Below are 26,638 nucleotides of genomic sequence, written 5' to 3'. Positions count from 1 at the left end.
CAGCACATCTCCGTTCATTCATTAATTGTTTACGCTCAGGGACTCCAGGTGGATGTCCGATTGCTGATGTAAAACTACCTATGTTTGCATGGCTGAACAATGACGGGTATTAACCCGCCCACTGACTGTTGTCATTTTTTGAGATGACCATCATCATCTTTTCGGCTGCGGCGGCCGGTAGCCGATGCAGCGAAATACGAGGAACTTCCGTACCACACGGCCCTGCTGCTTCACTACAATGGGAGGCAACGGCGTAACGGAACTGAAAAAGGGAGCGAGTTCTTCCACAAAAGCCTGTTCATCCACATCGTCCTTTACATCGGTAAGGGAATTAATAAAAATGGCGTTTCTGCCTTCGAGGGTATGGATGTCTGTTCCTATAAAATCAAATTGAAGTGCATTTTCACCAATCACATTCCTGGAATATACCATGCGACCCAGGTATAAATTCAGCATCGCACTGGTTTTATAATCATCTGCAGAAAAAATAAAATCGTCAGGATATTGTGCGGCCAGTTTCTTAACACCCGCGCCCAAACCACTCCAGCCAATCATGGTATCATCAGAGTGAATAGGAACCGGGTAAAAAATGATCTCCGCAGCCAGTGCCAGGTGTATCACCAAAGAACAGATCCACTGCCAGCGTATATATTTCACCGTTATCCAAGTACTGATCCAGATAATACCGGTAATATAGGCCGGCATCATCCAGTTGATCTTTACCCAGTACACCGGCGATATCAGCAGGAAAATCCCGAAAATGGGCAGAAAAAAACATAACAGGAACAGCTGCCGGGCAGGCACCCTGCTGGTATGCCATTTATACTTGCGGATAAATTTATAACTGTAGTAAAACAATGCCCCCAACAACACCGGCAACAATATAGCTGCCTGGTGCCCAATCACTCCGAAGAAGTCCAGCGGATGGAATTCCACACCGCCTACCCGTTCGGACGATTGAAACCGGAACGAGGCAAACTGGTTATCTACATTCCAGATCACCACCGGCGAAATAGTCAGCGCGAACACTACAATGCTGGCAAAAAACCAGGGCGACCATAAATAACGACGATGCTCCTCCGAGAGTAACAGGAATAATACCGCGCCTGCCGGTAAAAATATTGCCGTGTACTTGCTGTCGAAAGCCAGTCCCATAGCTAAGCCTGCCCATATCCAGTATAGTTTCCGGTTTTCAAATACCGCATGGTATACCGCTATCAGCGAAATACTCCAGAACAACAGCAGCGGTACATCCGGAGTGGATACCAGCGAGAGGATCGTCACCATTAAAGTAGCCAGCAGCAACAGCAATCCGTTCCAGGCCCTGCGCAGGGGTAGAAAGCAACGCGCGAGCCGGAAAAAAGCCAGCAGCGCTCCCGCCGTTACCAGCGTATCGGCCAGCTTAATTACAAATACATGACGGCCAAACAAATCGGTAAATGCCCGCAGAATCCAGGCAATAGCCGGCGGATGATCAAAATAGGAAAGCGCAAAATGTTGTCCGTAGAAATAGTAATAAGCATCCTGTGGCATCGCGCCCATTACACCGATAAAGGAAAGTCTTAGTATAACGACGATAAGGATGGCTGCCGTCATCCACTTATTTGCGATGATATAGTCAAAAAAACGATTAATCCCGGCCGGTTCCCGCATATGAAATGCTGACAGTTATAATAGTGACAGATGATGTGATAATATAGGTCCCGCAATCATTGTGCCGCATGGTAATGCGTCACGTCCGCTTTAACTATAATTAACACAGCCCTGCGCTTACTGTTCAACTATCAATCGGCCCGTAAACTGTGAACTGGATTCACACTTGCCGCCCGCCATGCCCGTAATCCCACGGTAACCAGGGCGATCAGCAAAGCACCTACGCCGGCTACCACAAAAAGATACCAGCTAACCTCCACCCGGTAAGCAAAATCCTGCAGCCAGCGTTCCAGCAGGTACCACGCCACCGGCGCCGCCAGCAGCACCGAGAAAATCACCAGTATGAGGAAATCTTTTGACAGCAGTGCTACAATACCGCCCACACTTGCTCCCAATACCTTACGGATCCCTATTTCCCGGGTACGCTGTTCCGTAACATAGGCCGTCAACGCCAATAAACCCATTACCGCAATAAAAATGGAGATCAGGGTAAACACCCGGATGATATATTGAACCCTTTGGTAGTTGCTGAACAAACGCTGAAAATTATCGTCGAGAAAAGAGTAATGCAGGGGAAGTCCCGGTTCCACCGTTTCCCATAACCGGTTAATATCTACCAGGGTTTTATCCAGGTTGGCAGTACCTACTTTCACCAGCAAAGCGCCACCCGACTGGTATGTGCAATGTTTATTGGAAATACTGTATAACGTAGGCCGTACATGGCTATCGAAACCCTGCACCTGGAAATCCTTTACTATGCCCACTATTTCATAGGGGATGCTGTCGCAGGCGGCATAGCTGATCTGCGATCCCACCGCCGATGCCTGTACACCGAGCCTTCTGGCAGCCGACTCGTTGATAATAGCCGTATTGTCCTGGTCTTCCGGATGCGCTTCGCTGAACATTCTGCCCAGCAGCACCCGTATGCCCAACGTCAGGAAGAAATCATTACTCACGCGTACAGAGGTCAGCGCTGTTTTATTACCGGCATAGTGGAACTCCATCGACGAAGTATCCAATCGCTCGCTGCCCGGAACTGCCGTGGTTTTGGCCACATATTGCACACCCGGAATCCGCAGCAGCCTGGCCCTTGTTTGATCAAAATTCTCTTCTCGGGTAGGCTGCATTGCTTCAATCTGCACTACCTGGGCAGGATTAAAACCAATATCCCGGTGCTTCATAAAATTCATCTGGTGCGCCATCACCAGCACGCTGATGATAAAAAATACGGATACAGCAAATTGCACTACAATCAGCGAACGGCTGAAATGCTTACCCGTAGTACCCATACTAAAGTTCCCTTTCAATACCCTGACGGCGCCCATCCGTGCAAATACCAATGCAGGATATACCCCTGAAATGATGACAATCGCTATCAAAGCAGCTGCGCATTGCCATAACATAGTATAGGATTGCATCTGCCGGGAGAAAGATAACGAGAGTCCAAAAGTTTGATTAAATAACGGTAACGTGACTACGCAGAGGAGAAATGCCAGCAACAGGCTAATTCCGCATTGCAGGGATACTTCCAGCAGGAACTGTCCCAGCACCTGTTTAGTGCTGGAACCCAGTACTTTTCGTACACCCACTTCCCGTGAACGCTGCAGGGTTCTTACGAGCGACAGGTTGCTGGAGTTCAATGCGCCGCTCAACAGCAGTAAGCCTGCCAGCAAGAAAAGGATCATCGTTGTTTTGAAAGGGCTGTTTCCAAACCGCGGGAAATTGTGGATATCCTTCACCGCATCCATCAGCAGCGATGGCGTGTTCCCTGCGGCGACAAAAGCTTCGTAGCTTTTGCCATCTTTCTTTTCATGATAATCGTAAAAAATACGGTTTGCTTTATCTTCCAGTTCCGCCAAAGGCATGGCCTTTCTGACACGGATATACGAAATAAACGAAATATTGGACCAGGCATTATTATCCGGCATCCCGGACATACGCAACACCAGGGACGCGTGAAGATGCGAAGGCCCATCCGTAGCTATTATCCCGGTAATGGTAAAAGGAACCTGGTTGCGTAACAGGATCACCTTTCCAATGGGATCTTCCTTACCAAATAATTTATTCGCCAACTCCGGAGTGATCAGCGCAGATCCCTTTTCACGGAAAGCAGTAGCCGCATGGCCGGCCAACAGCCGGTAAGGGAATACCTGCAGAAATCCGCTGTCGGCCATCACGATATCTCTCTGGTATACCTTCTTTTCACCATAACCCAACAGCGCCTCATAACTACCGGAAGGCTGGATACGGGTATAAGCTGTAACTTCAGGCATATATTGCTGCAACAACGGAGCCAGCGGCGCCGGTGTAGGGTTATCATTATAATTCCTGGCAGATATCCGCGATACCCGGTACACCTGCTGCAGGGAAGGATCCCAGCGATCATAACTCAGCTCGAAATTCAGGTAAAGTAAAATAATCAGGAAACTGGCCAGGCTCACGGCCAGGCCGCCTATGTTAACAAACGAAGTGAACTTATTTTTCACCAGGTTTCTAAACGCGATTTTACAATAGTTCCTGAACATTGCATAAGGATTTGCAGGAGTATCAATAAAAAAAGTGCCGGAATCCGGCACTTTTGATAATCAATGTTTTAGATGTTCAATCAAGCAGTTGTTTTGTTCATTTTCAGTAACAGGCGTTCATTTCTGAACAGGATGTCTTGCCCAGGATTAAACTGATTTTGATGATTTTCAGGATTTTTTTGTTTTTTGATTTTAAAAGATTTGGGGGAGATAAAAGCGGGTCGCCTATATCTCCTTTAATCTTTTTTAAATCTTACAAGTCACAAGAAAAAAATCCTGAAAATCATCAAAATCAGTTTAATCCTGGGCAAGACAAACCACACATTTATTGCTCCGTCCATCTCTTCTCCCACTGGAACATATCCGGCGTCTTTGCTTCTTTGCCTTGCAAATCAGCGGTGAGCGTGGCGATAAACATTTTCCAGCGGGGAATATAATAGCTCCGTATTAAACCGCCCCACTCCTTGTTGGCGTACTCGTGGAGGTCTGTTGCGGGGTTGTTATCCGGCCCCCAATAGGTGAGCTGTACTTTCGCGTTTTTAACCAGCAATGCTTTCTCTGCCGGTGTTTGTCCCATTTGTTGCGCAGCATTCACCCAGGTATCCAGGCGGAAATGGCTGTTACCACTCAGTAACAGGTCCTGCTGTTGCATGAGCGACAAAAAGCTGCCGGAAGTTTGTTTGAAGGCGGCGAGATCTCTTTTCTCATAAGCGGTTACCATGGCGGCATAGATCTCTTCTCCGCGATTAGCATTTACCTGCCGTTGAAAATCGATCGCATCAATTTCATAGTTGCCGTTGCCTTTCATTTTTGGAGCCGCCTGCATAAAGGTAGCTACGGCTGCCGCAAAAGCTTTCGTGTCGTAGTTACGTTTGCGCGTACCCCAGGACGATACCGGCACATCTTTCAGGGTTGGGCGTGCACAGAAAACAGATTCGTTGGGGCCTTCCTGGTACTGTGGAAAACTGCTGTAAGCGGTAGCCAGCAATCCCTGCCAGGCTTCCTGCAGCTGCGGATTATCAGTACCATAACGGTAACGTACATATGATTTTATCCAGTGTTTTACTTCCACTTTTGCCGGGTGCCAGGCCAGCTCCAGTATCAGGTCATAAATCACCGGGTTGTTGTGGATGCCTTCAGGCATAATGCCTACACCTTTAAACAGCGGTGCGTAGGGGCTATGCGCGGCACGCCAGGTTTCATCTGCAAAACGCTGCAACTTTCCATATAACCCGAGCTTCTCGCCGAAATTGGTGACGCTGCACCAGATAAATGGGGCGCCTTCATATCCTTTGCGTGTTTCCCAGTTGGCGGTATTTTCTCCAAAAAGTTCCTGCACCAGCACTTTAGACTTATCAAGCCCCGCCAGCAACGCGCCGGAAGGATTGGCCTGCCAGCCCTGCAGCACCCAGGTGCTGCCCGGAAAATGCTGCTGCATAGTTTGCTGAATAACACCAGCAGCAGCGCTCACGTCCACACCTTTGCTGATACCCCCTTCATGAAAAGGATCGCCGGCAAAGAAGCGGATATTGCTGCCATATAATTTTTTCAGTTCTTCATAGTAGATACCGGCCATCTTCGTGAAGTTACTATCACCGGGAATAAGGAAATCCGGCCGCTGGAAGCCACCGGCCCACTTACCTTGCTCTATCACTTTCACCGGCATTTTCTCTTTCAGGTTCACAGGAACCATTCCGTAAAAGCCCTGTAATACAGGTGCAATACCCAAACCATCCATACGCGACAGTATCTTTTTTTCCAGTGCCATTTGCTGATCTATCATTTGCTGGGTTACAGGTCCGCCCCAGCCCTCCAGGTTGCCCATGAGCCACCAGGCCGTAAAACCGGGTCCGGCCACAAAACGGCGCGCCTCCTCTGAGCTGTAGCCCAGGCGCTCCAGCGTATGCTGCCACACTGCTTCCGTACCTATAGTGGCCAGCATCACATTCACGCCGTTAAGCGCCATCCAGTCCAGCTCATGCTCCCAATCCTTCCAGCTATAAAAGCTCATGGTATAACTGATAGTGCAATAGTTCAGCGCATAACGATAATCATAGGTGGTATTGATATGCACCGGCTGTTTCACTACCGGTAAGGGCGTTACCGGCGACAGGTTATCTCCCATATGCGACATGGACCGGTTACAATAGTACTTCAGGTACCAGTTGAGCCCGGCTGCCGCTGCACTTGGGCTGGAAGCGGCGATCTGTACCTGCTTACCCGGTGTGGAAATTTCAAATACGTCTTTACTATTTTCCGCCGGTATATTTTTCAGCACCAGCGATTTTGCCAGCCAGGGCACCCGGCGTTGCGCGAGCTGCTGTACTGCGGGAAAATCTTGCGCAAATACAGCGGTAGACAGGCATAGGAGCAGCCCTGCCAGCAATTTTTTTCTTTTCATTTGTTTCACTGTTAGGATAATGAGAACATAAAGATAGCGATTACAGCTTTTAGCTGTTAGCTTTTAGCTGTTAGTAAATGCAGCGAAGATTAAGAGAACACCATCTTTGACATGCTCTTAAAGGCTGAACGCTTTGAGAAGCAAAGATAGTGTTCTCTTAATCTCCGCTTTAGTCTTCGCTACATTCACTAAAAGCTAACAGCTAAAAGCTAAAAGCTATCACATTCTTCGTAAATTTAGCCCTGCACTATTCACCAAAACAACCGATATGGCTGGACAGATGAATCTACCGGAACACATTAAAGGTTTGGATGATGCCGCAGTAGCTGCCTCCCGGGAAAAATACGGCAGTAACACCTCGCCCGCCCCCGACAATAACCCGCTGATGCAACTGCTGCAGGAAATACTGAATGAGCCCATGTTGGTATTGCTAATAGCCGTTACTGCGATCTACTTTGTTATGGGACAGCTGGGTGAAGCCTATTTTATGCTGGTGGCAATTGCACTCGTATCCGGCATTTCCGTGTACCAGGACAGTCGCAGCCGCAAGGCGCTGGAAGCCCTTGAAAAAATAAATGAGCCACTGAGTAAAGTGATCCGTAACGGAGTGCTGAAAAGTATTCCTACCAGCGAAATAGTAACCGGCGATAGTATGCTTGTTTCCGAAGGCAACACCATCAACGCCGATGGTATTATTATACACAGCAATGATTTTTCCGTAAACGAATCTGCACTAACCGGCGAAGCCTATGCCGTTTTCAAACAGGCCGATGCAGCAGATAACAAAGTATACAGCGGCAGCGTAGTCGTATCCGGGCTGGCCATCTGCGAAGTACAACAGGTAGGCGCCCAAACAAAGATAGGGCAACTGGGTACCGCCATTCTTAACATCAAAGAAGAGCCTACCCTGCTGCAGTTGCAGATAAAACAATTTGTAAAATGGATGGCTGTTGCCGGCGCAATCGTTTTCCTGGCAGTATGGCTGTTTAACTATATACGCAGCGGCAGCCTGACAGACAGTTTGCTGAAAGGACTTACACTGGCCATGTCTGTTTTACCGGAAGAAATACCTGTTGCCTTTGCCACCTTTATGGCGCTGGGTTCCCGGCGGCTGATGCAGATGGGTATCATCGTAAAAAAAATCCGCACCGTGGAAGCATTGGGCAGCGCTACTATTATCTGCTCAGACAAAACAGGTACTATTACGGAAAATAAAATGAGCCTGCCGGCCGTATACCGTGGCGCCGATCATACATTATATGAGGCAGCGCATTTACCGGAAGATGTGATCACCATGGCCATGTGGGCCAGTGAGCCGGTACCTTTTGACCCTATGGAGAAAACACTGCATGGGCTATACGAAAAAATGACGGCATCCGATAAGCGTCCTGATTACACTATTGTGCATGAATATCCGCTGGCAGGTAAGCCGCCGATGATGACGCATATATACGAAAACGCGGCGGGTCAGCGCATCGTGGCCGCAAAAGGAGCACCGGAAGCTATTCTCCAGGTTGTTCATCTCCCGGAAGCAGAAAAAAAACAAGTAGCCGTTCAGGTGAGTACCCTGGCGGAAAAAGGATACCGGGTGCTGGGAGTTGCCAGCGCTGAATTCACAGGTACCGCATATCCTGCGGTACAACAGGACTTCCCCTTTACCTTCGTAGGGTTACTGGCATTTTATGATCCGCCAAAAGCTAACATCGGTGAGGTGTTCAGCAAATTTTACCAGGCGGGTATCAAAGTAAAGATCATCACGGGCGATAACGCGGTTACCACCTGTGCCATCGCCAGGCAGGCGGGCCTGCAACATGCCGACTATGCCGTAAATGGCGATCAGCTCATGCAGATGGACAAAGCACAGATGCGGCAAACGCTGCAATCCACCAATATATTTACCCGTATGTTTCCCGAAGCCAAACTGGCGGCCATAGATGCACTCAAAGCTGATAATGAAATAGTGGCCATGACAGGCGATGGCGTAAATGACGGTCCCGCACTGAAAGCCGCACATATTGGTATTGCCATGGGAAAAAAGGGAACAGAAATCGCCAAACAGGCAGCTGCCCTTATCCTTGTTAATGATGACCTGAGCGGAATGGTAGACGCCATTGCTATTGGCAGAAAAATTTATACCAATATCAAAAAAGCGGTCCAATATATTATCTCCATTCATATTCCTATTATTCTTACCGTTTCACTGCCCTTGTTTTTGGGCTGGATCTATCCGAATATTTTTACACCGGTGCATGTTATTTTCCTGGAAATAATTATGGGCCCCACCTGCTCCATTGTATATGAAAATGAACCCATGGAAGAAAATACCATGCTACAGCCTCCGCGTCCCATCACGCAAACTTTTCTCTCCTTTCGTGAAATGAACATCAGCATCCTGCAGGGACTGATTATTACCGCAGGCGTGCTAACAGCCTACCAGTGGAGTATTTCACAGGGATATAATGAAATATACACCCGCAGCATGGTGTTTACCACACTGGTACTCGCCAATATTTTCCTTACCTTGGTAAACCGTTCGTTCTATTATTCTTTTATACACAGCATGCGCAACCGTAACAGGCTAATGGCAGGCGTCATCATTGTTACACTGCTCCTGCTGGCAGCCATGTTGTATATTCCTCCGGTTGCGGATTTCTTCCGGATCACTGCTCTCCGGTTAGCACAACTACTGGTTTGCACCGGCATTGGAGGTGTTTCTGTACTATGGTTTGAAGTATGGAAATTATGGAAAAGAAATATGCACTTCCGAAAAAAAGAACGCAGCAATGCCCTTGCAGCAGCGGGCGCCGAAAGTATATAATGATGAGTTTCAAAAAATATTTTTTATATGAAGGTATTCACAACACGGGTAATTCCGGAAGAAGGGTTAGCACTTCTTCAACGTGCAGGCATCACCGTTACACAATGGTCAGATTTAACAGAAATTCCCGCAAAAGAAAGAATTGCAAAATGTAAGGAAAGCGATGCCATGCTTTTTGCCGGCGGCCAAAAAATAGATCGCGCCTTCATGGAACAGTGCCGGCATTTGAAGGTGATCAGCCTGCTGTCTGTTGGTTATGATAATGTAGATCTTAAAGCTGCTACGGAACTGGGCTTACAAATCACCAACACGCCCGGTGTGCTAAGCAATGCTACCGCCGATAGCGCATTTTTACTGATGCAGGCGGTAGCCCGGAAAGCTTTCTTCCATCATAAAAGAATATTAAAAGGGGAATGGGGATTTTCTACACCCACCGCAAATCTTGGTGTGGACATAGAAGGAAAAACACTCGGTATTTGGGGGCTCGGAAACATAGGAACGGTAATGGCTAAACGCTGCCGCGCAGCTTTCGGCATGAAAATAATTTATAACAACCGCCATCGCAACGAAGCCGCAGAAAAAGACCTGGATGCCACCTTCGTATCTTTCGATGAACTGTTGCAGCAAAGTGATGTGATCAGCGTACACACCTCCCTTACACCAGACACAAAAGAAAAATTCAATGCAGCGGCCTTCAGCAAAATGAAGCCTTCCGCTATCTTTATCAATGCAGCCCGCGGCGGTGTCCACAATGAAAAAGATCTTATCGCTGCCCTCCAAACCGGGCAGATATGGGGCGCAGGACTGGATGTAACCAATCCGGAACCCATGAATGCGGACAACCCTTTACTGGAGATGCCTACCGTAGCGGTATTACCGCATATTGGCTCTGCTACCATAGAAACCCGCAACGCCATGTCGCGTATCGCAGCAGCAAATGTCATTGCTGCTTTGAACGGGAAACCGGTACCGAATCCGGTGAACCACTTGTATAGTCTTTAGTGTTTTTTTGTCCGTTTTTTTTTGCCCAGGATTAAACTGATTTTGATGATTTATAGGATTTTTTCTTTTTTGATTTTAAAAGATTCAGGAAGATATAAGTAAAGAATCGCTTATATCTTCCTGAATCTTTTAAAATCAAATTATAATCCCAATAAAAAATCCTATAAATCATCAAAATCAGTTTAATCCTGGGCAAAAAAAAATCCGCTGCATTTGCTAACTTTAATAAAAGTACTACGCTATGAAAAAGGTCGCTATTATAGGCGGACTGCGCATCCCCTTCGTAAAATCCTTCAAAGACTACAATCATATCAGCAACCAGGAAATGTTGACCACTTGTTTAAATGCACTGGTAGCCCGTTATCAGCTGTCGGGAAAACGACTCGGTGAAGTGGCCCTGGGAGCATTGCTGAATCGCTCTACAGAATGGAACTTTGCCAGGGAATGTGTGCTGGGCACAGCACTGGATCCGCATACACCGGCTTATAATTTAACAAGGGCTTGTGGTACCAGCCTCGATGCGACGATACAACTGGGATTACGTATCGCATGCGGACAAATTGAAACCGCTATCGCCGGCGGCAGCGATACTAACAGCGACATCCCGTTGTTACTGCGGCAACAGCTGGCCTGGAAGCTGACAGACCTCCGCAGCGCCAAAACATTGGGCCAGCGACTGAAAATCCTGGCTGCTATCCGGCTCAAAGACCTGAAACCCGTTTATCCATCTATCGTGGAACCCAGAACCGGTTTATCGATGGGACAACATACCGAAAAAATGGTCAAAGAATGGGGTATTACCCGGGAAGAGCAGGATGCATTAGCCTACCAGAGCCATATGAATGCGGCCAAAGCCTATGCTGATGGTTTTTTCAATGACCTTGTCATTGAATTCAAAGGTGTAAAAAAAGATACGATCATACGTGGCGATACCACACCGGCAAAACTGGCCGCGCTGAAACCAGCCTTTGATTTCAGCGGCCATGGTACGCTTACCGCCGGTAATAGCACTTTATATACCGACGGGGCTTCTGCCTTGCTGATGGCGTCTGAAGAATATGCGCAACAACAAAACTGGCCCGTACAGGCGCACCTGGTAGATGCAGAAACCGCAGCAGTGGATTATGTAAACGGCGAGGGCCTGCTCATGGCGCCTACCTATGCCGTTGCCCGCATGCTCAAACGCAATCACCTGAAACTCCAGGATTTTGATGTCTATGAAATTCATGAAGCTTTTTGCGGGCAGGTGCTCTGTACCCTCAAAGCCTGGGAAGATGCAGCCTACTGTAAAAAGCTGGGCTGGGATACGCCACTGGGCAGTATAGACCGCAGCAAGTTGAATACAAAAGGTGGCAGCGTGGCGATCGGCCATCCTTTTGCCGCTACCGGTACCCGCATCCTGGCACAAACAGCAAAGATATTGCAGGAACGCGGCAGCGGAAGGGCGCTGGTGTCTATTTGCACAGCCGGCGGTATGGGTGTAACCGCCATACTGGAACGCTGATGGTTATTTTTTCAATGAAGCCAGGTATTCCACCAGGTTTACCAGTTCCTGCTGCGGCATGGCCGTGGCCAGCCCCGTTGGCATCAGCGAATGCTCATACGCTTTCCGGGAAGCAATCTCCTTCTTCTTCAATTTTACACCCTGTCCTCCTGCCGTTCTCACATCTACCTCTTCATCCGTTTCTCCGGCGGCATATCCCAATACCTGGGAACCATCTTTCATAGTAAAGAAATATCCTTCAAAACCAAAACTGATACCGGCATCCGGTTGTATGATGGCGTCGTAGAGCGCGCTTTTCGTCAGCTTGCTGCCTATTTCCGACAATGCAGGACCGAAGTTTACACCGGTATTACCTGCCAGGTGACAGGTAGCACAGTAGCTGACAAATACTTTTTTTCCTCCGGAGATGTCACCCTTCAGGGTTACTAACTGATCAACGGGCTTCAGGTCGTGATGCGCTGCTGCCGGTTCATAATGAGCGACGGCTTTTGCTTTGATATCCTGTCGCCAGGCATGGGTCAGTACCGCTCTTGCTACAGTGTCCAGGTCGGCCGGCATAGATTTACGTTCTACCATGTTCCACAGGTCAGCATACCCTTCCCATCCATGACCCAAATTACGGGCGGCCTGTTGCCTTAACGCCAGCGGGTATACGTTATTACGCATAATCACCGACAACAGTTCCCGGTTAGTCCGGTCCTGTGCTTTACCGATGGCTTCTACCAGTGTAAAAGTAACAGCGGAATCTTTCCGGCCCATCGATTTTAGCACGAGTGGTTGTCCTCCGCATTGCAGCAATGTTTTCATGGCGTATCCCTGCAACTCACCGTTACGCGTGTCCTTCGCCATCTGCAACAAAGTTTCGTTCTGATCCCGGAGATGGTATTTGAGTACCAGTTCTACAAACTCCATATGACCGCTAAATGCTTTCAGACTGCTGTTTAGCAATGCTGTCATGGCAGATGTTTTAGGAACCGCTGATGCATCCAGTTGTAAAAAGGCGAGGGCGTTAATCGTGGCCTGTTGAGGATGATCACCTTTCAGCAGCCCCAGTAACACCGGCGTACTTTCTGCCGCAGGATAAAAATCGAATGCCCTGAAATAGCGTTTATGGAGCATCGGATCGCTGTTGTGCTGTTCGATCAGGGATGCCAGCATGGGCAGCGCCGCTGCTGTTCTGGCTCTCCATACAATGTCATGATCGGCTTCGGGCAGTTGTTTATTGGGAGGCAGCTTTCGCCAGGCGTTAAAACAGGCGTCCCAGTTTCCGTCGGCGGCAATACCCAGCGCCTCAAGGTACCAGCGGTCTTTGCCGTCATACTGCGCTGCCAGCAGTGCCCAATTGGCCGGCATATCTGCTTCGCGGCTGTGATACATGGAGAGCAATGCCTGTCGCCGCACAGCCGCTGAAGTATCAGTTACCAGCAAATTTCCATAAGAAACACCGCTCTCTTTGGCGGCACGGATAGCTGTAATACGAATATCTTCATCTTTGTCTCTCAGCGCCGTTTGAATATAGCCGGCGCCGTTAGGCAACTTGCTCAGCAGCCATAGCGCGCGGGCCCGATAACGGGGATTCGTATCATTGTACATGGCCAGCAGTTCCTTTTCCGCCCGTGCTCCCATGCTGTACAATTTTGTCCAGGCAAGATAACGGGTACTGAGATTAGGATTTTTCAAGGCGGCGACTGCGCCGGCAGCGTCATTGAGTACCGGCGGCTTTATTTTATACGTACTACCGGCCGGGGCTATACGAAATACACGGCCACGGTCCAGATCGGCTACCTGGTGCCCGCCTACACCGGGATCGTACCAGTCCGCTACAAACAGCGACCCATCCGGCGCCACACTTACATCCGAAGGACGGAACCACTGATCCGTACCGCTTTCCAATATATTTTCAATGACCGCCGTATAGCCGGCCCCATTTTTCTTTACAGGATAAGACCTCACCACATTATGACCAGGTTCTCCATGGATCATCTGGTTACGGAACACAGCCGGCAGCAAATCGCCCTCATATACCACCATACCGGTAGGCGAGCCGGAACCCGTTTGTAACAGGTTGGGAACCACGCCGGGATCATTCAGATGCCAGTGCCGGTAAGGGATAGAGTCTTCCATATTCATACGGCGGGATGACCAGCCTGCGCCGGTCATCTCATCCGTATATCCATAGTTGCCGTGCTCTAAAATATAATTGATGCGAACACCCCGGTTGCCGTCATCATCATTATCACTCTGCCACATGTTACCAAAAGCGTCTACTGCTACTTCATAGTTGTTACGAAAATTATGCGCCATTACTTCCAACCCGCTGCCATCCGGATTACAACGAAAAATCATTCCCTGCCGGTATGGCTTACCCTTATTGGCTATCAGCCGGCCTTCCGCGTCCTTTATTACTACCCCGTTCTTATCAAGAATGCTATCTCCCGCATTACCAAAATTGAAATACAGTTTTCCATCCGGTCCAAACGTAAACGCATGGATGGCATGATCATGCTGTATACCACCAATGCCACGGAACAGCAACTCCTTTTTGTCGGCTTTGTCGTCACCGTCTGTATCCGTAAAAATAAAAACGTTGGGACTGCAGGAAACAATCACTTTGTTGCCCAGCACACAAATACCCAGCGCAGCATTAATACAGGTATCCTGGTAAAACACTTTAGCCGTATCTGCTTTACCATCGCCGTTAATATCTTCCAATATCATAATACGGTCGCCCGCCTGTTTGTAAGGATGACCCGGGTTCAACTCATTACGATAGTTATAAGCTTCTGTAATCCATATCCTTCCCCTTTCATCGATATCCATGTTGGTAGGATTCATGATCGACGGCTCGCTGGCAAACAAAGTTGTTTCCAGGTCATCCCGGGTTTTTAACCCGGCAACGGCATTTTCAGGTAAACGTTGTTGCGCTTCCGTTAGTGTTACGGTAGCCACAGAAGGTTTGTTAGCATTACAAGCGCCTATAATCACAGGTACTATCAGTAATAACCGGTGGATGTATTTCATACGTGGATTCGTTAAATGTCAACTCAACACGAATTAAAAGTAATAAAATAAATTACATTTTTTATAAAAAAACCCGTCCCGGGAAACCGGAACGGGTGATCATTTGTCATTCATTTCACCGAATTAAAAATTCGTGCCGGCATAGCACAGATACGATACCGGAAATGAACGATACAATACGGTTGCTGCTAGTGCAATATTTTTTCAAGCGCCTCTTCCAGTGCCGCACCACGCAGGTTCATGGCAACGATGCGTCCTTGCGGATCCAGCAGGAAGTTCTGCGGGATGGAATTGATCATGTATAGTTTAGCGATATCACTCTTCCACCATTTCAGGTCGCTTACGTGGTGCCAGGTAAGACCATCCTTTTCAATAGCGGCGGTCCATTTCGCCTGATCGCCGGTTCTGTCGAGCGATACGCCTAAGATATCAAAGTTCTTATCCTTGAAACGATTGTATGCTTTTACCACGTTCGGATTTTCTGCACGGCAGGGGCCACACCAGCTGGCCCAGAAATCGAGCAGTACATATTTTCCACGCAGATCGGAAAGCTTCATATTTTTACCGTCAGGTGTAGGCGCAGTAAAATCAGGCGCCACCTGGTTCACCGCCAGCAAAGCAGATGCTTTCAGCAACTCGGCTGCTTTCAGACCAAGGGTTGACTGCCGCAATGCGGGTGAAAATTTATCCAACACTTTTTGCGTGCCTTCTATGTCCATCACACGGCCGCCCATTTTTTTACGCAGGGCAACAAGACTTACATAGTAATCGGGATGTGCCAGCATGAATTTTTCCTGGAGGGCATCCTGCGTTTCGAGCAACCCGTCGAAAGCCAGGCTCATCTGGTAATAACCAGTAGTATCCCTGGGCTCCGTCATCATCATTTTCTGTCCGATGCGGCGCAGGGAATCTATGCTTTTTTTGTTGGTAGCCAGCGTGGCATCCAGTTCATCCTGTTGTTTGGTAAACGCTGATCCTTTTATTTCAGCGCCTTCCATCAGGTTCAGATCACTGCCTGTTTTTTTCAGGGTAAACTTCAGGTTGTCTGCCGGCGTAATGTATACCGCCCGGTTGCCACTAAGCGGCTTCTCTCCTTTCAAACGGATCGTCAGCATCGCTTCTGCGGTATCTTCCACCGCATAGCTGAGCTTAAACGCCCCTTTTTCCACCAGCGCGGAATCCAGTTTGTTGTAGCCGTTGCCGGCAGCTTTAAAGAGATAGATATATTCATTGTTGAAGGCATGGGGAACTTTCCCTGTGATGCTGGCTTTCTTTTGTGCAAACGCACCCGAAACAGCCGCCGTTGCGAGGCAGCCAAGGATAATTTTTTTCATTCGTTTTAATGATTGGTTGGTTAACCCGAAAGTAAAAAAATGCCCCGGCAGCTTCAACCGCATAATGACAGGCGGTCATGGTAAGTTGTTCACCGGTCCGGAGTCAGGGTAGCAACACCATCCTGCTTCCGTTACCCGTTTCAAGATTCCACACCGCAGCCACATCTTTCAACGGCGCCTCGCAGATATCGATGCTAAGTTTACCCGCTGCAACACATTTTATAATCTCAGGAAAGGTGCTCAAAATAGCCTCCGGTGCGATGCTTCCTCCACCGCTGCCCAGTATTTCCAACCGGGAACTGCGCAGCACTTCCGCCGGAAGCTGGATCTTGTCTCCTGCCATAGCGCCCACCTGCACCAGGCGGGTACGCGGCCCTTCTTTCATTAACGCTTTACCGGTAATAGCCGCCAGCAGCATACTCACCGGCGCTCCCCACAGGTAGTCAATCACCACATCATAGGGTTGAGCGGCAAAGGCCTTTATAAGGTCGTCCGGCGATTGATCCAGCGAAATACACACGTCTGCCCCCAGGACCGGCAGCTGCGCTAAAACCGCCTTATTACGGCCCGCAGCGATCACTTTGCCCGCACCCAGTTCCTTTGCCACCTGCACGGCCAGCTTTCCGGCTACACCGGTGGCGCCCAGTATCAGTACGGTTTCTCCCGGCTGTAATTGTCCGCGGTATTTTAACGCCAGCCAGGACGACATTGCCGGGTTGAAAACAGCCGCTGCCACACTGTCGCTGATATTATCGGGCAACGGCGCACACCACTTCTCACCCAACACGCTATACTCCGCCATCGTGCCATATGGTTTACGCAAACTGCCAAAATAAACCCGGGTCCTATCTTCTCTCGTACCTACCCCATCTACCCCGGCTATAAAGGGCTGGTCACCTCCCGCCGCCGAGTAATGCTTACCCGCGGCAATGGCCTTTACAATAGGATGCAGGGCTGCCGCCTTTATTTTGATCAGCTGCTCACCGGGACCCGCTACCGGGTCAGTGAAAAAACCATACTGTGGTACCTGTCCGGCAGTTGTTACAATTGCTGCATTCATAAAGATCTGATTGTTGTCTGCCAAAGATCGGCCGGCTCAAAACAGCATCTCTTTACAATTGTTAAGAAATTATTTTTGAAACTTATTCCGGATACGGCTCAGGGAAACCGGGGTAATACCAAGGTAGGAAGCAATATATTGAAGCGGAACCCGCTGCAGAATATGGGGTTGGTCGGCCACCAGCGTCGCATATCTTTCCTGCGGCGTATCCCTGATCTGGCAAACAAACAATTTGCGGTAATGTAATAAACGCTGAAAAACGGCCTCCTCCAGCGCCGCCTTAAATCCCGGGGTGCTATCGGCGATCAGGTCAAAATTTTCTTTTGAGATCTTCAGTAACCTGGCGGCCGACAATGTTTCTATTGTATACATACTGGGCTGTCCCGTACGAAAACTCTCCATAGCAGATACGCCTTCCCCTTCAAAAAAGAACTGGAAAGAGGTTTCTTTGCCCTTATTATTAAACCAGGCACGTACGCCGCCCTCCCTGATATAATAGGCATACCGGGCCACCTTTCCCTCTTCCAGCAAAATAGTGCGGGCAGGTACGCTGATCTCCTCATAAAGATCCCGGTATTGCTCCCAGGCAATAAGCAATGACTGATTCATATCTTACTCAGCTGAAAATATCCCAGGTGAATATCATCTACCGCCGTTATAGTTGCGGGCTTTATATCCAGCGTATACTTTTCTTTCAGGTATGCCGGTAAGATGTCCTTCACCGCATGTACATCATCTACATCCACGCCATACTTATCATCTACGTGTGAAGCAGCGCCGTCAAAAGTGGTATGCTTAAAAAAAGTGGTTTCTTTAGATGCCCGGATAGATGCGCCAATATCTTTTTGTACGCTGAGGATCTTGTAATGAAACTCTTCCATTTCATTGGGCTTATAGCCACCCAGGTTCAGAAAAAATAATTGCATGTCCTGTTGGGTCGTCGCCTCTTTCTCCACCACACTGACCTGATGCCCGTCTACCGTATTCACTTCCCTCCATCCATCAATATGCAGTTTGTCTTTCGCCTCCGGCCAAAAAGCCTGCATATCCGGAATGAGATCCCTCAACTGGTAACCAATCCCGAAAAACACATCATGTTGTTCGGTATGACGCCCTTCCGGCTTGCATCCCAACAGGACCATAAACAATTTTAATTCCGCCATTTTCTTATCAATTATGAGCGGAAGGTAGGATATTTTTAATTGGCTTTCATGGCAGCACGCAGCTGCTGCTCTTTGTCGGCGCTCCAGTATTTACAATCCAGGTTAATAAAAACAGAAGAATAGGCAAGGGTAGTATTTGTTTTCAACACCACTACTTTAAACAGCCCTGCCGTTTTATCCATCTTCGCAAAAACAGAATCGTGTAACAATGTTTGTACAGCCTGTCCTTTAAAAATAGTTTGCAGCGAATCACGGTAACCCGCAGATCCCGGCACAAACGACAACTCTTTATCAAGATAAAGCAACGGACTTACATGAGTGCCTTTGCCCAGCTCATGCAGCGTATAGCTGGCCACTTCCGGCAACATGGCATCAGTATTAATGTATACCATGCCCGGGGCCGATTGCAGCGGAAACGCTTTATCTGCAATAATGATCCAGTTGCGATGGCCTAGCAGCGGCAACACGCTATCCAGCTGCGATTTCCACCCGGTTGTATTCCCTGCTGCTACAGGCCGGTTTTCCGGCTTGCAGGAAAACAAACTTATAACAGCAACGGCTATATGAAAATAGTTCTTCATCCTTATGCAATTGTAATTTTAAGGGATTGCCCTGCATGCAGGCGCACCAGTCCCACCGGGAGTGTAACAAATCCGTTTTCTTCCGTAAAATGCAACGGCGCCTCCCGGCCTTCGAGAATCGCCAGCTTCACACCGGTATGGGCAAACTGCAATGTTTGCAGTGACAATGTTCCGTACTTCAGGTGCAACGTATGCTGACCTCCCTTTTGTGTATAGGTACCCCAGCCTTCAGCGGTAACAAAAGGCGCTTTAAAATGATCTTTATTCAGGGCAGGAGCAAATGCCATAAAGCCTTTCGGGCCATGATAGCGGAAGCCACTGGCAGTAACAAAAGTACCGTAGCTGGCCATGGCGCGGGCATAGTGATCGCTGCACTCTATTTCATTAAAAGGATTGCGCTTATACGCATGATAGCGGTCATGTACGGCACGGGTAAGCGTTAGTGCTTCTTCCGTCATTCCTTCTGCCATCATATGCGAGGCCACCTGGTGTTCAAACCCGGTCATACACTCGTTAAAATATCCCAGCTGCCACGCATTTTTTACACCGAAAGGAAATTCCTCGTTGCGTGGATTGGTATTCAGGATCATACCGGCTTCGCCGGCCAGTGCATATGGACGGCCACCAGGATGCGCCGCAATGTAAGGACCCACATCCTGTTTGTAATTGTATTTGTATAATGCTTTTAAAGCCGACAACGTTTTTTCTTTATCTATCACCCGGTCCATACCTACCTGGAATGCCCAGCTTTGTCCATATACCTGGTCGATATGACAGGTATTATAAGAACCTATTACGGAACGTCCTTTCAACTTATCCGGTTGATGAATAAAGTATTCGCCGTTGAACAGCTGCGATTCCATATTGCGCTGTCCTTTCTGCGTATAGTCATTACAGATAGTTTCAAATTCTTTGTCGTTCACTTCTGCCGCCATCAGCGATGCTGCCTTTACAGCAGCGATACACAATCCTACTATCCAGGCAATTTCACCATCCCATACGGCGTCGAGCGTATTTTCCATCGGTGTATCTTCCATCCCGTCGCCATTACGGTCCTGGTGGATAATAAATAACGCGGCCTTTTTAATGTTAGCCCAGTTGTGTTGCAGGAAGCTGCTGTCTTTACTCATCTGGTGTTCGCGGTAAATACGCAACACGGTACCCGCCTGACCGTCGATCGCGGGCCGCTTTTCCGCTTCCCCCCTGAAAAGAATACCGCCATCCGGCATCTGACCGATGCCCAGGTCTACCCGTTGCCGGGTATCTCTTTCCAGCGCAGGGAAAATACGGCCTACTGCCTGTGCGTACTGCCATACGTGGGTACAGGTACCGTCGCAGGCGCCTACCCCTTCCCAAGCGTAAAAACGGCCCGAGCGGAAACGATGCGCAGTGGTGGTGGCCAGCGTGGATATGTTGAGGAAGGTACGCTCCATAAACCACCAGGGCAACGTAGCATCATACCAGGTATCTTTCCATAAACGGCTTTCCCTGCTCAGCCGCAGGTAATTTTTCTGTACATAATTTATCACGGCTACGGCATCCGTAAATTTGTTGGTGTAATACCGGCCTTCTCCCTGGATATTATTAAAATACAGGTTTGGGGTATACCAACTGATGGCATAATCATTTCGTATAGTCTTTCCAGGTAGTATTGTATTCCGGATGGCCACACTACCGGTCAATTTTTCACCGGTACCTTTTACCGCCTGTTTTGCCGACATCATCGTAAAGCTGGTGGCGGACAACCCACCGGCCGGCAGCTGCGGATTTACCATTACCTTGTTGCCCAGCGCAGCAAGACAAAGATTACCATAATCATATTGCTTACTGAATGCTTCGTTGCTACCGGATTTCACCCGTACCGTAGCATGCACACCGCGCCAGTTCTTTTCATTCACCACGGTATTCACCCGCTCATGCGCATCACCGGCGCTGTAAATAGCCGCCTTGTTTTCCAACCAGCCCAGTACAGTGGCGGTAACCGGTGTTTTACCGGTATTGGTTATTTTATAAGACAGGATAGTAACGGGTAATCCTGAATCATCTTCGTTCAACGGAATAAACGGCGAAAAGGCTTCCAGCGTAACCGCTACCGGGAGCGACGGATCAGCATAACGGATGGTGGCCATCGGGTAGGTGGCTTCAAAGCTGATCTCCGGCCAGCTTGCTTCATCAAATGAGCGGATAATGGTTTGCCCGCCATAAGTGAGCTGCAACGCAAATCCCTGGTCCAGCGGACGGATATTTTTTGACGGTGCGATATAGCAGGCCCCATCCCGGGAACGGACTTTTTTTCCGCCATCCAATACGTTTGCATTATAAGGCACTTCCTTAGGCTCTATCCCTTCCTGGTTTTTATTAAAAATATCCCATAACCACAAACGTCCGTCGCCACCAAGATACACGGTACCGCACATAATGCCACCGACCGGCATACCGATGTATTGCAGTTCATTCCTGCTTTTCAGATAGGTGGTTACCGTGCCGCGTTCATACAGGGAAGCAATCCATGCAGCATCCGGTTGCCTGGTGGTGAGCAGATGATGACTGTTTCCTGCTATCGCGCGTCCAACCACCGGCAGGCGCAGTGTAACTGCTCCTGCCATGGTTAATCCAATATTTCTTAAAAACTTTCTGCGTTCAATTCCCATAGATGACATCGTTTATTTCCATGAATTGGTTTGTACCAGGTTTTTATTTTTATCGAGGGCCTCCTGGGGTATAGGCCAGGTATAATGTTTCAGTGGATTAAATGTTCTGTCCTGCGCTTTAAATGCCGGTTGGGTCCAGTCTCCGATCGCTGCTTTTTCATTCTGATTAATACCGTAGGCGGGTTTATTCAGTACTATTTCTGCTGTTTTCCAACGTAAAATATCAAAATACCTTTTATGTTCCGCTACAAACTCATGGCGGCGTTCATCCCGGATCTTCTCCCGCATGGTAGCCTGGTTACCGAGTAATCCGTCTACCCCCGGTAAACCTGCGCGGGCTCTTACCTGGTTCATTGCTGTTACAATCATATGATTACCCGGGTCATATTCGTTGAGTGCTTCTGCCAGGATCAACAATGTTTCTGCATACCGGTAAAGCGGGAAGTTCATGAAGGCTTCCTCTGGCTTGGGATTGTCGGGCTCTGCAAATTTGAGATACATAAAACCTGTTAAGCCACCACCTTCATTATTCATTCTTTCCGGCTTGTTATAAGACGGATGCGGCTCATAAGGGGAATAGCTGCCATCGGGGCGCAGACAGGGCACTCCGGGCAACAGGAATGTTTTTTTCAAACGGGCATCGCGGTTTTCCCAGGGATTTGTTTTGCTGTATAACGCCGACGACTGTATGTTTTTCCCATCTGTGCATTCATAAGAATCTACCAGGTCGCGGGTAGGACAAAAACTCGCCCAGCCTTCCCCTGTGATAGAGCAACCGGTAGGCAATGCCAGCACCGGCAACATGTTTGTAATTTCATTCTGGATATACTGAAATGCCAGTATCACTTCTTTATTGGCATTATTCGCTTCGTGTTTAAAAAGATAAGCGTAATCATTCTCCAATCCGTAGGCGCCGGTATTTACCACATCCTGCGCTGATTTAGCCGCTTCTTTCCATAACAACGGATCATCTGCACCGCCATGAAATTTTCTATAGCTGCCCATGTACAGGTATACATTTGCGCGCAGCATCATCGCGGCCGCCTTGTTAATACGACCGGTATTGGCGCCGGTATAAGCATCCGGCAGCATGGAAATAGCATCATCTACGTTCTTTACCACATAATCCAGCACCTCCTGCTTAGGACGCTTTGCTACATTGGATTCCTCTATGGAAACCGGTTTTTCTTTGATTAGCGGAATATCTCCATAAAGCTGCGCCATACGGAAATAGCGGAGGGCCAATATAAAGCGGGCTTCTCCCATATATTGCTTCTTTTTAGCAGCATCAATCGTCATGCCGTTGAGTTTATCTATGGCGGTCAATGCCCGGTTAATGTAATCGTATCTCCATTCTTCTTTGATATAATCGTCCGTGGCCGACTGGCTGCCCTGGCAGATATATCCCATTCCCCCTTCTCCCCATGCGTTGGTCATCACGGAATTATCGCTGCTGCAATCCCGCCAGAAATCGCGGCTATCGGGCAACGTAGCATATAAGGCATTAATGCCCTGTTCCGCATCGGTGGCCGTTTTCCAGAATCCTTCCGAGGTAGCGTTTGATAATGGTGTTCTGTCCAAAAATTTGGAACAGCTTTGCAGTAATCCTGCTATGATAACAATTATATAAATGCTGGTCTTTTTCATAATCATCAGAATTTTAAGTTCACACCAAATGCCCATGTTCTTGATAACGGGTAATATCCTCCTTCCGGATCAAAGCCGTCGTAGCCGCTGAAGGTGGCCAGGTTCTGACCGGATACAAACACCCGCAGGTATTGCATCTTCAGCCGCGTGATCACACTTTTGGGCAAGGTATATCCCAGCTGTACATTCTGCAGTTTCAGGTAGTCGGATTTGCGCAGCCAGTAACTGGAATATTTGGTATCATTGGAGGTGTACTGGATCGACAAACGTGGATAACTGGCGCTCTGATGCTCCGGCGTCCAGGCATCCAGGTGCATGGGCCTTGCATTTTGTGACAGGTAAAATGCCCAGCCTTCATAACCGCTGATGTAACGGTAGGTATTCATAGTGCCGTATATGTTAGCGGAGAAGTCGAAGTTTTTCCAGCCTGCATTCAGGTTCAGCGCATAACGCACCGGTACCTTTGTATTCAATATCACCCGGTCGTTGCCATCTATTTTGCCGTCGTTGTTTTCATCTTTATACTTAATATTTCCGGGAAATACATTCGGTCCCTGGTCAGGGCTTTTCTTTATTTCATCTGCATCGTGGAAAAGACCGGTCGCCTGCAAACCATATGGCAACTGGTACTGGTTATTTTCCGCCGTATAGGCATTGCCGGTAATCCAGGGTCCGGTGCCTGCGAGATTAGTTATCTTATTCTTTGAGAAGCTGACATTAGCATTCACCCCCCAATTGAAATCGCCCAGTTTATCTTTGTAATAAACCGATGCATCCAGTCCGCGGTTCTGCATAGCCAGCAGGTTGGTGTAAGGAGCATTCAAACCCAGCTCCAATGAAACGGGCGCCTGGTATAAGATTTTATCCCGGTTGTTAACAAAATAGTCAATTGTAAAACCCATTTTATTTTGCAGGAATCCTGCGTCCAGTCCTATATTGGCCAGCTTTGCTTCTTCCCAGGAGAGATTCATGTTCACGGCAGCATCTGTGTAAGCACCCGCCACGATGCTGTTATTAAATCCATAAATATTAGGAACAAAATTTAAAATAGAAGCAGCGGCATAGTATCCCACTTTTTCTGCATCTCCTAATATACCCCATGAAGCCCTCAGCTTCAGCTCCGAGATCCAGCCGATATTATCTGCCATAAAGTTCTCCCGGTGTATATTCCATCCGGCAGAAAAAGAAGGGAACACTCCCCAGCGATGGCCCGGTGCAAAACGGGAGGATCCATCTGCACGCATGTTGGCTTCCAACAGGTACTTGCCATCGTAGTCGTAGTTTAGCCTGCCAAATACGGAGCGAATAGCCACGTCATTGGCGTTACCACCATTTTGTTTGTTCAGCGTTCCAATATCCAGTACATCTAAACCGGCAAACGGAATTCCATCCCTCGATGCATAGAAGTTGCTGGTATTGTAAAGTTCCTGCGAATAACCCAGCAGTCCTTTAAAATGATGCAACCCGGTGCTGAAGGTATAGTCGGTGAGTAATTGCAGCGTGTTGCGGTAGCTCGCGTCTGACTTGTTGCTTAAACTGTTTACCTGGTTTTTTACAGCGGCCACATTCCCGTTATCGTCGTACAGGTTATAGGTATTCAAACGGCTCGATAAGAAACCATCATAACTATACTTCGCATAGTTTCCGGTGATGTTCCAGTTCTTAAGTGGCGAATAGGTGATATCAAATATCGCCATCAGCTCCTTTACTTTATTTTTATTCACACCACCTTCGTTCACGCCTGCGATAGGATTACCGGCCATGGAAGAGCCAAGACCATACTGTCCTGTGGCAGCATAAATCGGAGAAACAGGTGAAATACGGGCTGCCTGCGATTGCCAGCCGGTAGTGCCACCCTGCGGTTCTGTGATCTGCGTTTCGGTATACTGAATATTAGCCGATACAGACAGGTTTTCCCGCAGCTTTATGGATACGTCGGGCCTTACGGTATAGCGGCGGTAGTCGTTGTTGGGCAGTGTGCCATCCTGGTAGTCGTAGGAACCCGAAATACGGTAGGCAATATTATCTTTCTGCCCCGAAACAGCAGCATAGTTGTTATTGATCACCGTATTTTTCTTGTAGATGTCTTTATACCACCTGTTGTCCGGCAGCTTACCAGCTTTCAGGTCGTCCTGTCCTTTTTGCCCGTATACCGGCGCTTTCCCATCGTTCACCAGCGCCTGATCCCACAGCTTCATATAATCTGCTGCGCCTACAAAATCGAGTCTGAACTGCGGTTGTTGTACGCCTACGCCCGATGATACGTCCACCACCGGCTCTGCGCTGGCAGCTCCTTTTTTAGTGGTGATCAGGATAACGCCGTTGGCTGCGCGCGACCCATAAATAGCAGCGCTGGCAGCATCTTTCAGCACAGATACATTGGCGATATCGTTGGGGTTAAGGGTGTTAATATTACCGGGAATACCATCAATCAGTACCAGCACGCCGGAGCTGTTGCCGATGGTGGAGGTACCCCGGATATTGAGACTGGCGCCGGAGCCTACTGCCCCGGAACCTTTGCTTACATTGAGTCCGGGCACTGTTCCTGCCAGCAATTCCTGCGTATTGGTAACCGGTCTGGATTTAAAGGCCTGCGCTACATTTACGGTACCTACCGCACCGGTAAGATTGGCTTTCTTTTGTGTGCCATAACCTACTACCACCACCTGGTCGAGGTTACTGGTGGATGTACGCAGCACTACATCCACGGTGGCACGGTTGTTTACAGGTACTTCCTGGGAGGTAAAACCGATCAGGGAAAAGGTCAATACCGCATTTCCGTCCACATTCAGCGTAAAGGCGCCTTTATCGTCCGTTAATGCGCCTTTACCGGTGCTTTTATTTAATACCGTGACCCCGGGTAAAGGCTGGCCACTGGCATCTGTTACGCTCCCGGATACCGCAATGAGTCCCTGCATCTGGACGCCGGGTTCAATAAGCACCAGCCCGGAAGGCCGTATTTCATATCCAAATCCGGTACCCGCCAGCACCGTGCTGAGCACTGTTTCCAGGGAGGCGTCCTTTAATTTCACACTCACTGTTTTCTGTGCAGGCAGCGTGTTATCGTTATAAAACAAACGATAATCCGATTGTGTCATGATCAGCTGTAATACCTCTTTAAGGGATACATTTTTCACATTCACATTCAATTTCTTTTGCGAGAAGGCTACGGATGCCTGCACCTGCAGAAGGGCAGCCATCATTAATACTGCTGTAATTTTCATAATTCGCAAGCACTTGCGGAAAAAAGGCCGGTACAATAACCTTTGTTTCCTGTA

At 48.5% G+C, this 26,638-nt stretch carries 15 protein-coding genes; 3 read left to right on the top strand and 12 right to left on the bottom strand.

The genetic code is table 11. The features are described 5' to 3' along the window. Positions 1–153 precede the first annotated feature (153 nt). From KE626_RS06785 to KE626_RS06775, 3 genes are all read right to left on the bottom strand, one after another. A complete protein-coding gene (locus tag KE626_RS06785; protein ID WP_211972098.1) occupies positions 154–1,653 on the bottom strand; it encodes an ArnT family glycosyltransferase in 1,500 nt (499 codons plus the stop codon). A gap of 131 nt (positions 1,654–1,784) precedes the next feature. After that, the gene (locus KE626_RS06780) at positions 1,785–4,178 is read right to left on the bottom strand and encodes an ABC transporter permease (RefSeq protein WP_211972097.1); all 2,394 of its coding nucleotides are present in this window, start codon (positions 4,176–4,178) and stop codon (positions 1,785–1,787) included. 325 nt (positions 4,179–4,503) lie between these two features. Then, positions 4,504–6,579, bottom strand: coding sequence for an alpha-N-acetylglucosaminidase (locus KE626_RS06775; protein WP_211972096.1), 2,076 nt, complete (start codon positions 6,577–6,579; stop codon positions 4,504–4,506). Positions 6,580–6,847: 268 nt separating this feature from the next. Between KE626_RS06775 and KE626_RS06770 the strand changes: the two genes are divergently transcribed. The 3 genes from KE626_RS06770 (at position 6,848) to KE626_RS06760 (ending at position 11,903) form a co-directional block, all read left to right on the top strand. After that, positions 6,848–9,397 (top strand): cation-translocating P-type ATPase, encoded by a 2,550-nt coding sequence (locus tag KE626_RS06770; protein WP_211972095.1) that lies wholly within the window; start codon positions 6,848–6,850, stop codon positions 9,395–9,397. Between the two features lie 27 nt (positions 9,398–9,424). Continuing rightward, the gene (locus KE626_RS06765) at positions 9,425–10,399 is read left to right on the top strand and encodes a 2-hydroxyacid dehydrogenase (protein WP_211972094.1); all 975 of its coding nucleotides are present in this window, start codon (positions 9,425–9,427) and stop codon (positions 10,397–10,399) included. Positions 10,400–10,640: 241 nt separating this feature from the next. Further along, a complete protein-coding gene (locus KE626_RS06760) occupies positions 10,641–11,903 on the top strand; it encodes an acetyl-CoA C-acetyltransferase (protein WP_211972093.1) in 1,263 nt (420 codons plus the stop codon). A 3-nt stretch (positions 11,904–11,906) separates the two neighbouring features. Here KE626_RS06760 and KE626_RS06755 read toward each other — a convergent pair whose 3' ends face one another. The 9 genes from KE626_RS06755 to KE626_RS06715 all read right to left on the bottom strand — a co-directional run bounded on the left by KE626_RS06755 (position 11,907) and on the right by KE626_RS06715 (position 26,584). Further along, positions 11,907–14,924, bottom strand: a complete 3,018-nt coding sequence (locus KE626_RS06755; RefSeq protein ID WP_211972092.1) for a PVC-type heme-binding CxxCH protein — start codon at positions 14,922–14,924, stop codon at positions 11,907–11,909. Between the two features lie 188 nt (positions 14,925–15,112). Then, a complete protein-coding gene (locus tag KE626_RS06750; RefSeq protein ID WP_211972091.1) occupies positions 15,113–16,258 on the bottom strand; it encodes a TlpA disulfide reductase family protein in 1,146 nt (381 codons plus the stop codon). 103 nt (positions 16,259–16,361) lie between these two features. After that, positions 16,362–17,318, bottom strand: coding sequence for a quinone oxidoreductase family protein (locus tag KE626_RS06745; protein ID WP_211972090.1), 957 nt, complete (start codon positions 17,316–17,318; stop codon positions 16,362–16,364). Positions 17,319–17,387: 69 nt separating this feature from the next. Then, positions 17,388–17,927: a Crp/Fnr family transcriptional regulator gene (locus KE626_RS06740; RefSeq protein WP_211972089.1), complete on the bottom strand. Its 540-nt coding sequence runs from the start codon at positions 17,925–17,927 to the stop codon at positions 17,388–17,390. Next, positions 17,924–18,481: a DUF1543 domain-containing protein gene (locus KE626_RS06735; RefSeq protein WP_211972088.1), complete on the bottom strand. Its 558-nt coding sequence runs from the start codon at positions 18,479–18,481 to the stop codon at positions 17,924–17,926. Before KE626_RS06735 ends, KE626_RS06740 begins: the two co-directional genes overlap by 4 nt. Positions 18,482–18,516: 35 nt before the next feature. Further along, positions 18,517–19,062: a hypothetical protein gene (locus KE626_RS06730; protein WP_211972087.1), complete on the bottom strand. Its 546-nt coding sequence runs from the start codon at positions 19,060–19,062 to the stop codon at positions 18,517–18,519. 2 nt (positions 19,063–19,064) lie between these two features. Next, positions 19,065–21,713: a GH116 family glycosyl-hydrolase gene (locus KE626_RS06725; RefSeq protein ID WP_211972086.1), complete on the bottom strand. Its 2,649-nt coding sequence runs from the start codon at positions 21,711–21,713 to the stop codon at positions 19,065–19,067. Positions 21,714–21,725: 12 nt separating this feature from the next. Continuing rightward, positions 21,726–23,360, bottom strand: a complete 1,635-nt coding sequence (locus tag KE626_RS06720) for a RagB/SusD family nutrient uptake outer membrane protein (RefSeq protein ID WP_211972085.1) — start codon at positions 23,358–23,360, stop codon at positions 21,726–21,728. A gap of 5 nt (positions 23,361–23,365) precedes the next feature. Next, complete coding sequence (locus KE626_RS06715; protein WP_211972084.1) at positions 23,366–26,584, bottom strand: TonB-dependent receptor; 3,219 nt, start codon at positions 26,582–26,584, stop codon at positions 23,366–23,368. Positions 26,585–26,638 lie beyond the last annotated feature (54 nt).

Source organism: Chitinophaga hostae, assembly GCF_018224885.1.
In the GTDB taxonomy this organism is placed as follows: domain Bacteria; phylum Bacteroidota; class Bacteroidia; order Chitinophagales; family Chitinophagaceae; genus Chitinophaga; species Chitinophaga hostae.
The sequence above is the reverse complement of the archived record's forward strand: the minus strand, read 5'-3'. Positions and strand labels throughout refer to the sequence as shown.

Coding starts and splice junctions, on each gene's coding strand:
- KE626_RS06785 (WP_211972098.1), bottom strand. CDS start 1,653: ATGCGGGAACCGGCCGGGATTAATCGTTTTTTTGACTATATCATCGCA.
- KE626_RS06780 (WP_211972097.1), bottom strand. CDS start 4,178: ATGTTCAGGAACTATTGTAAAATCGCGTTTAGAAACCTGGTGAAAAAT.
- KE626_RS06775 (WP_211972096.1), bottom strand. CDS start 6,579: ATGAAAAGAAAAAAATTGCTGGCAGGGCTGCTCCTATGCCTGTCTACC.
- KE626_RS06770 (WP_211972095.1), top strand. CDS start 6,848: ATGGCTGGACAGATGAATCTACCGGAACACATTAAAGGTTTGGATGAT.
- KE626_RS06765 (WP_211972094.1), top strand. CDS start 9,425: ATGAAGGTATTCACAACACGGGTAATTCCGGAAGAAGGGTTAGCACTT.
- KE626_RS06760 (WP_211972093.1), top strand. CDS start 10,641: ATGAAAAAGGTCGCTATTATAGGCGGACTGCGCATCCCCTTCGTAAAA.
- KE626_RS06755 (WP_211972092.1), bottom strand. CDS start 14,924: ATGAAATACATCCACCGGTTATTACTGATAGTACCTGTGATTATAGGC.
- KE626_RS06750 (WP_211972091.1), bottom strand. CDS start 16,258: ATGAAAAAAATTATCCTTGGCTGCCTCGCAACGGCGGCTGTTTCGGGT.
- KE626_RS06745 (WP_211972090.1), bottom strand. CDS start 17,318: ATGAATGCAGCAATTGTAACAACTGCCGGACAGGTACCACAGTATGGT.
- KE626_RS06740 (WP_211972089.1), bottom strand. CDS start 17,927: ATGAATCAGTCATTGCTTATTGCCTGGGAGCAATACCGGGATCTTTAT.
- KE626_RS06735 (WP_211972088.1), bottom strand. CDS start 18,481: ATGGCGGAATTAAAATTGTTTATGGTCCTGTTGGGATGCAAGCCGGAA.
- KE626_RS06730 (WP_211972087.1), bottom strand. CDS start 19,062: ATGAAGAACTATTTTCATATAGCCGTTGCTGTTATAAGTTTGTTTTCC.
- KE626_RS06725 (WP_211972086.1), bottom strand. CDS start 21,713: ATGGGAATTGAACGCAGAAAGTTTTTAAGAAATATTGGATTAACCATG.
- KE626_RS06720 (WP_211972085.1), bottom strand. CDS start 23,360: ATGAAAAAGACCAGCATTTATATAATTGTTATCATAGCAGGATTACTG.
- KE626_RS06715 (WP_211972084.1), bottom strand. CDS start 26,584: ATGAAAATTACAGCAGTATTAATGATGGCTGCCCTTCTGCAGGTGCAG.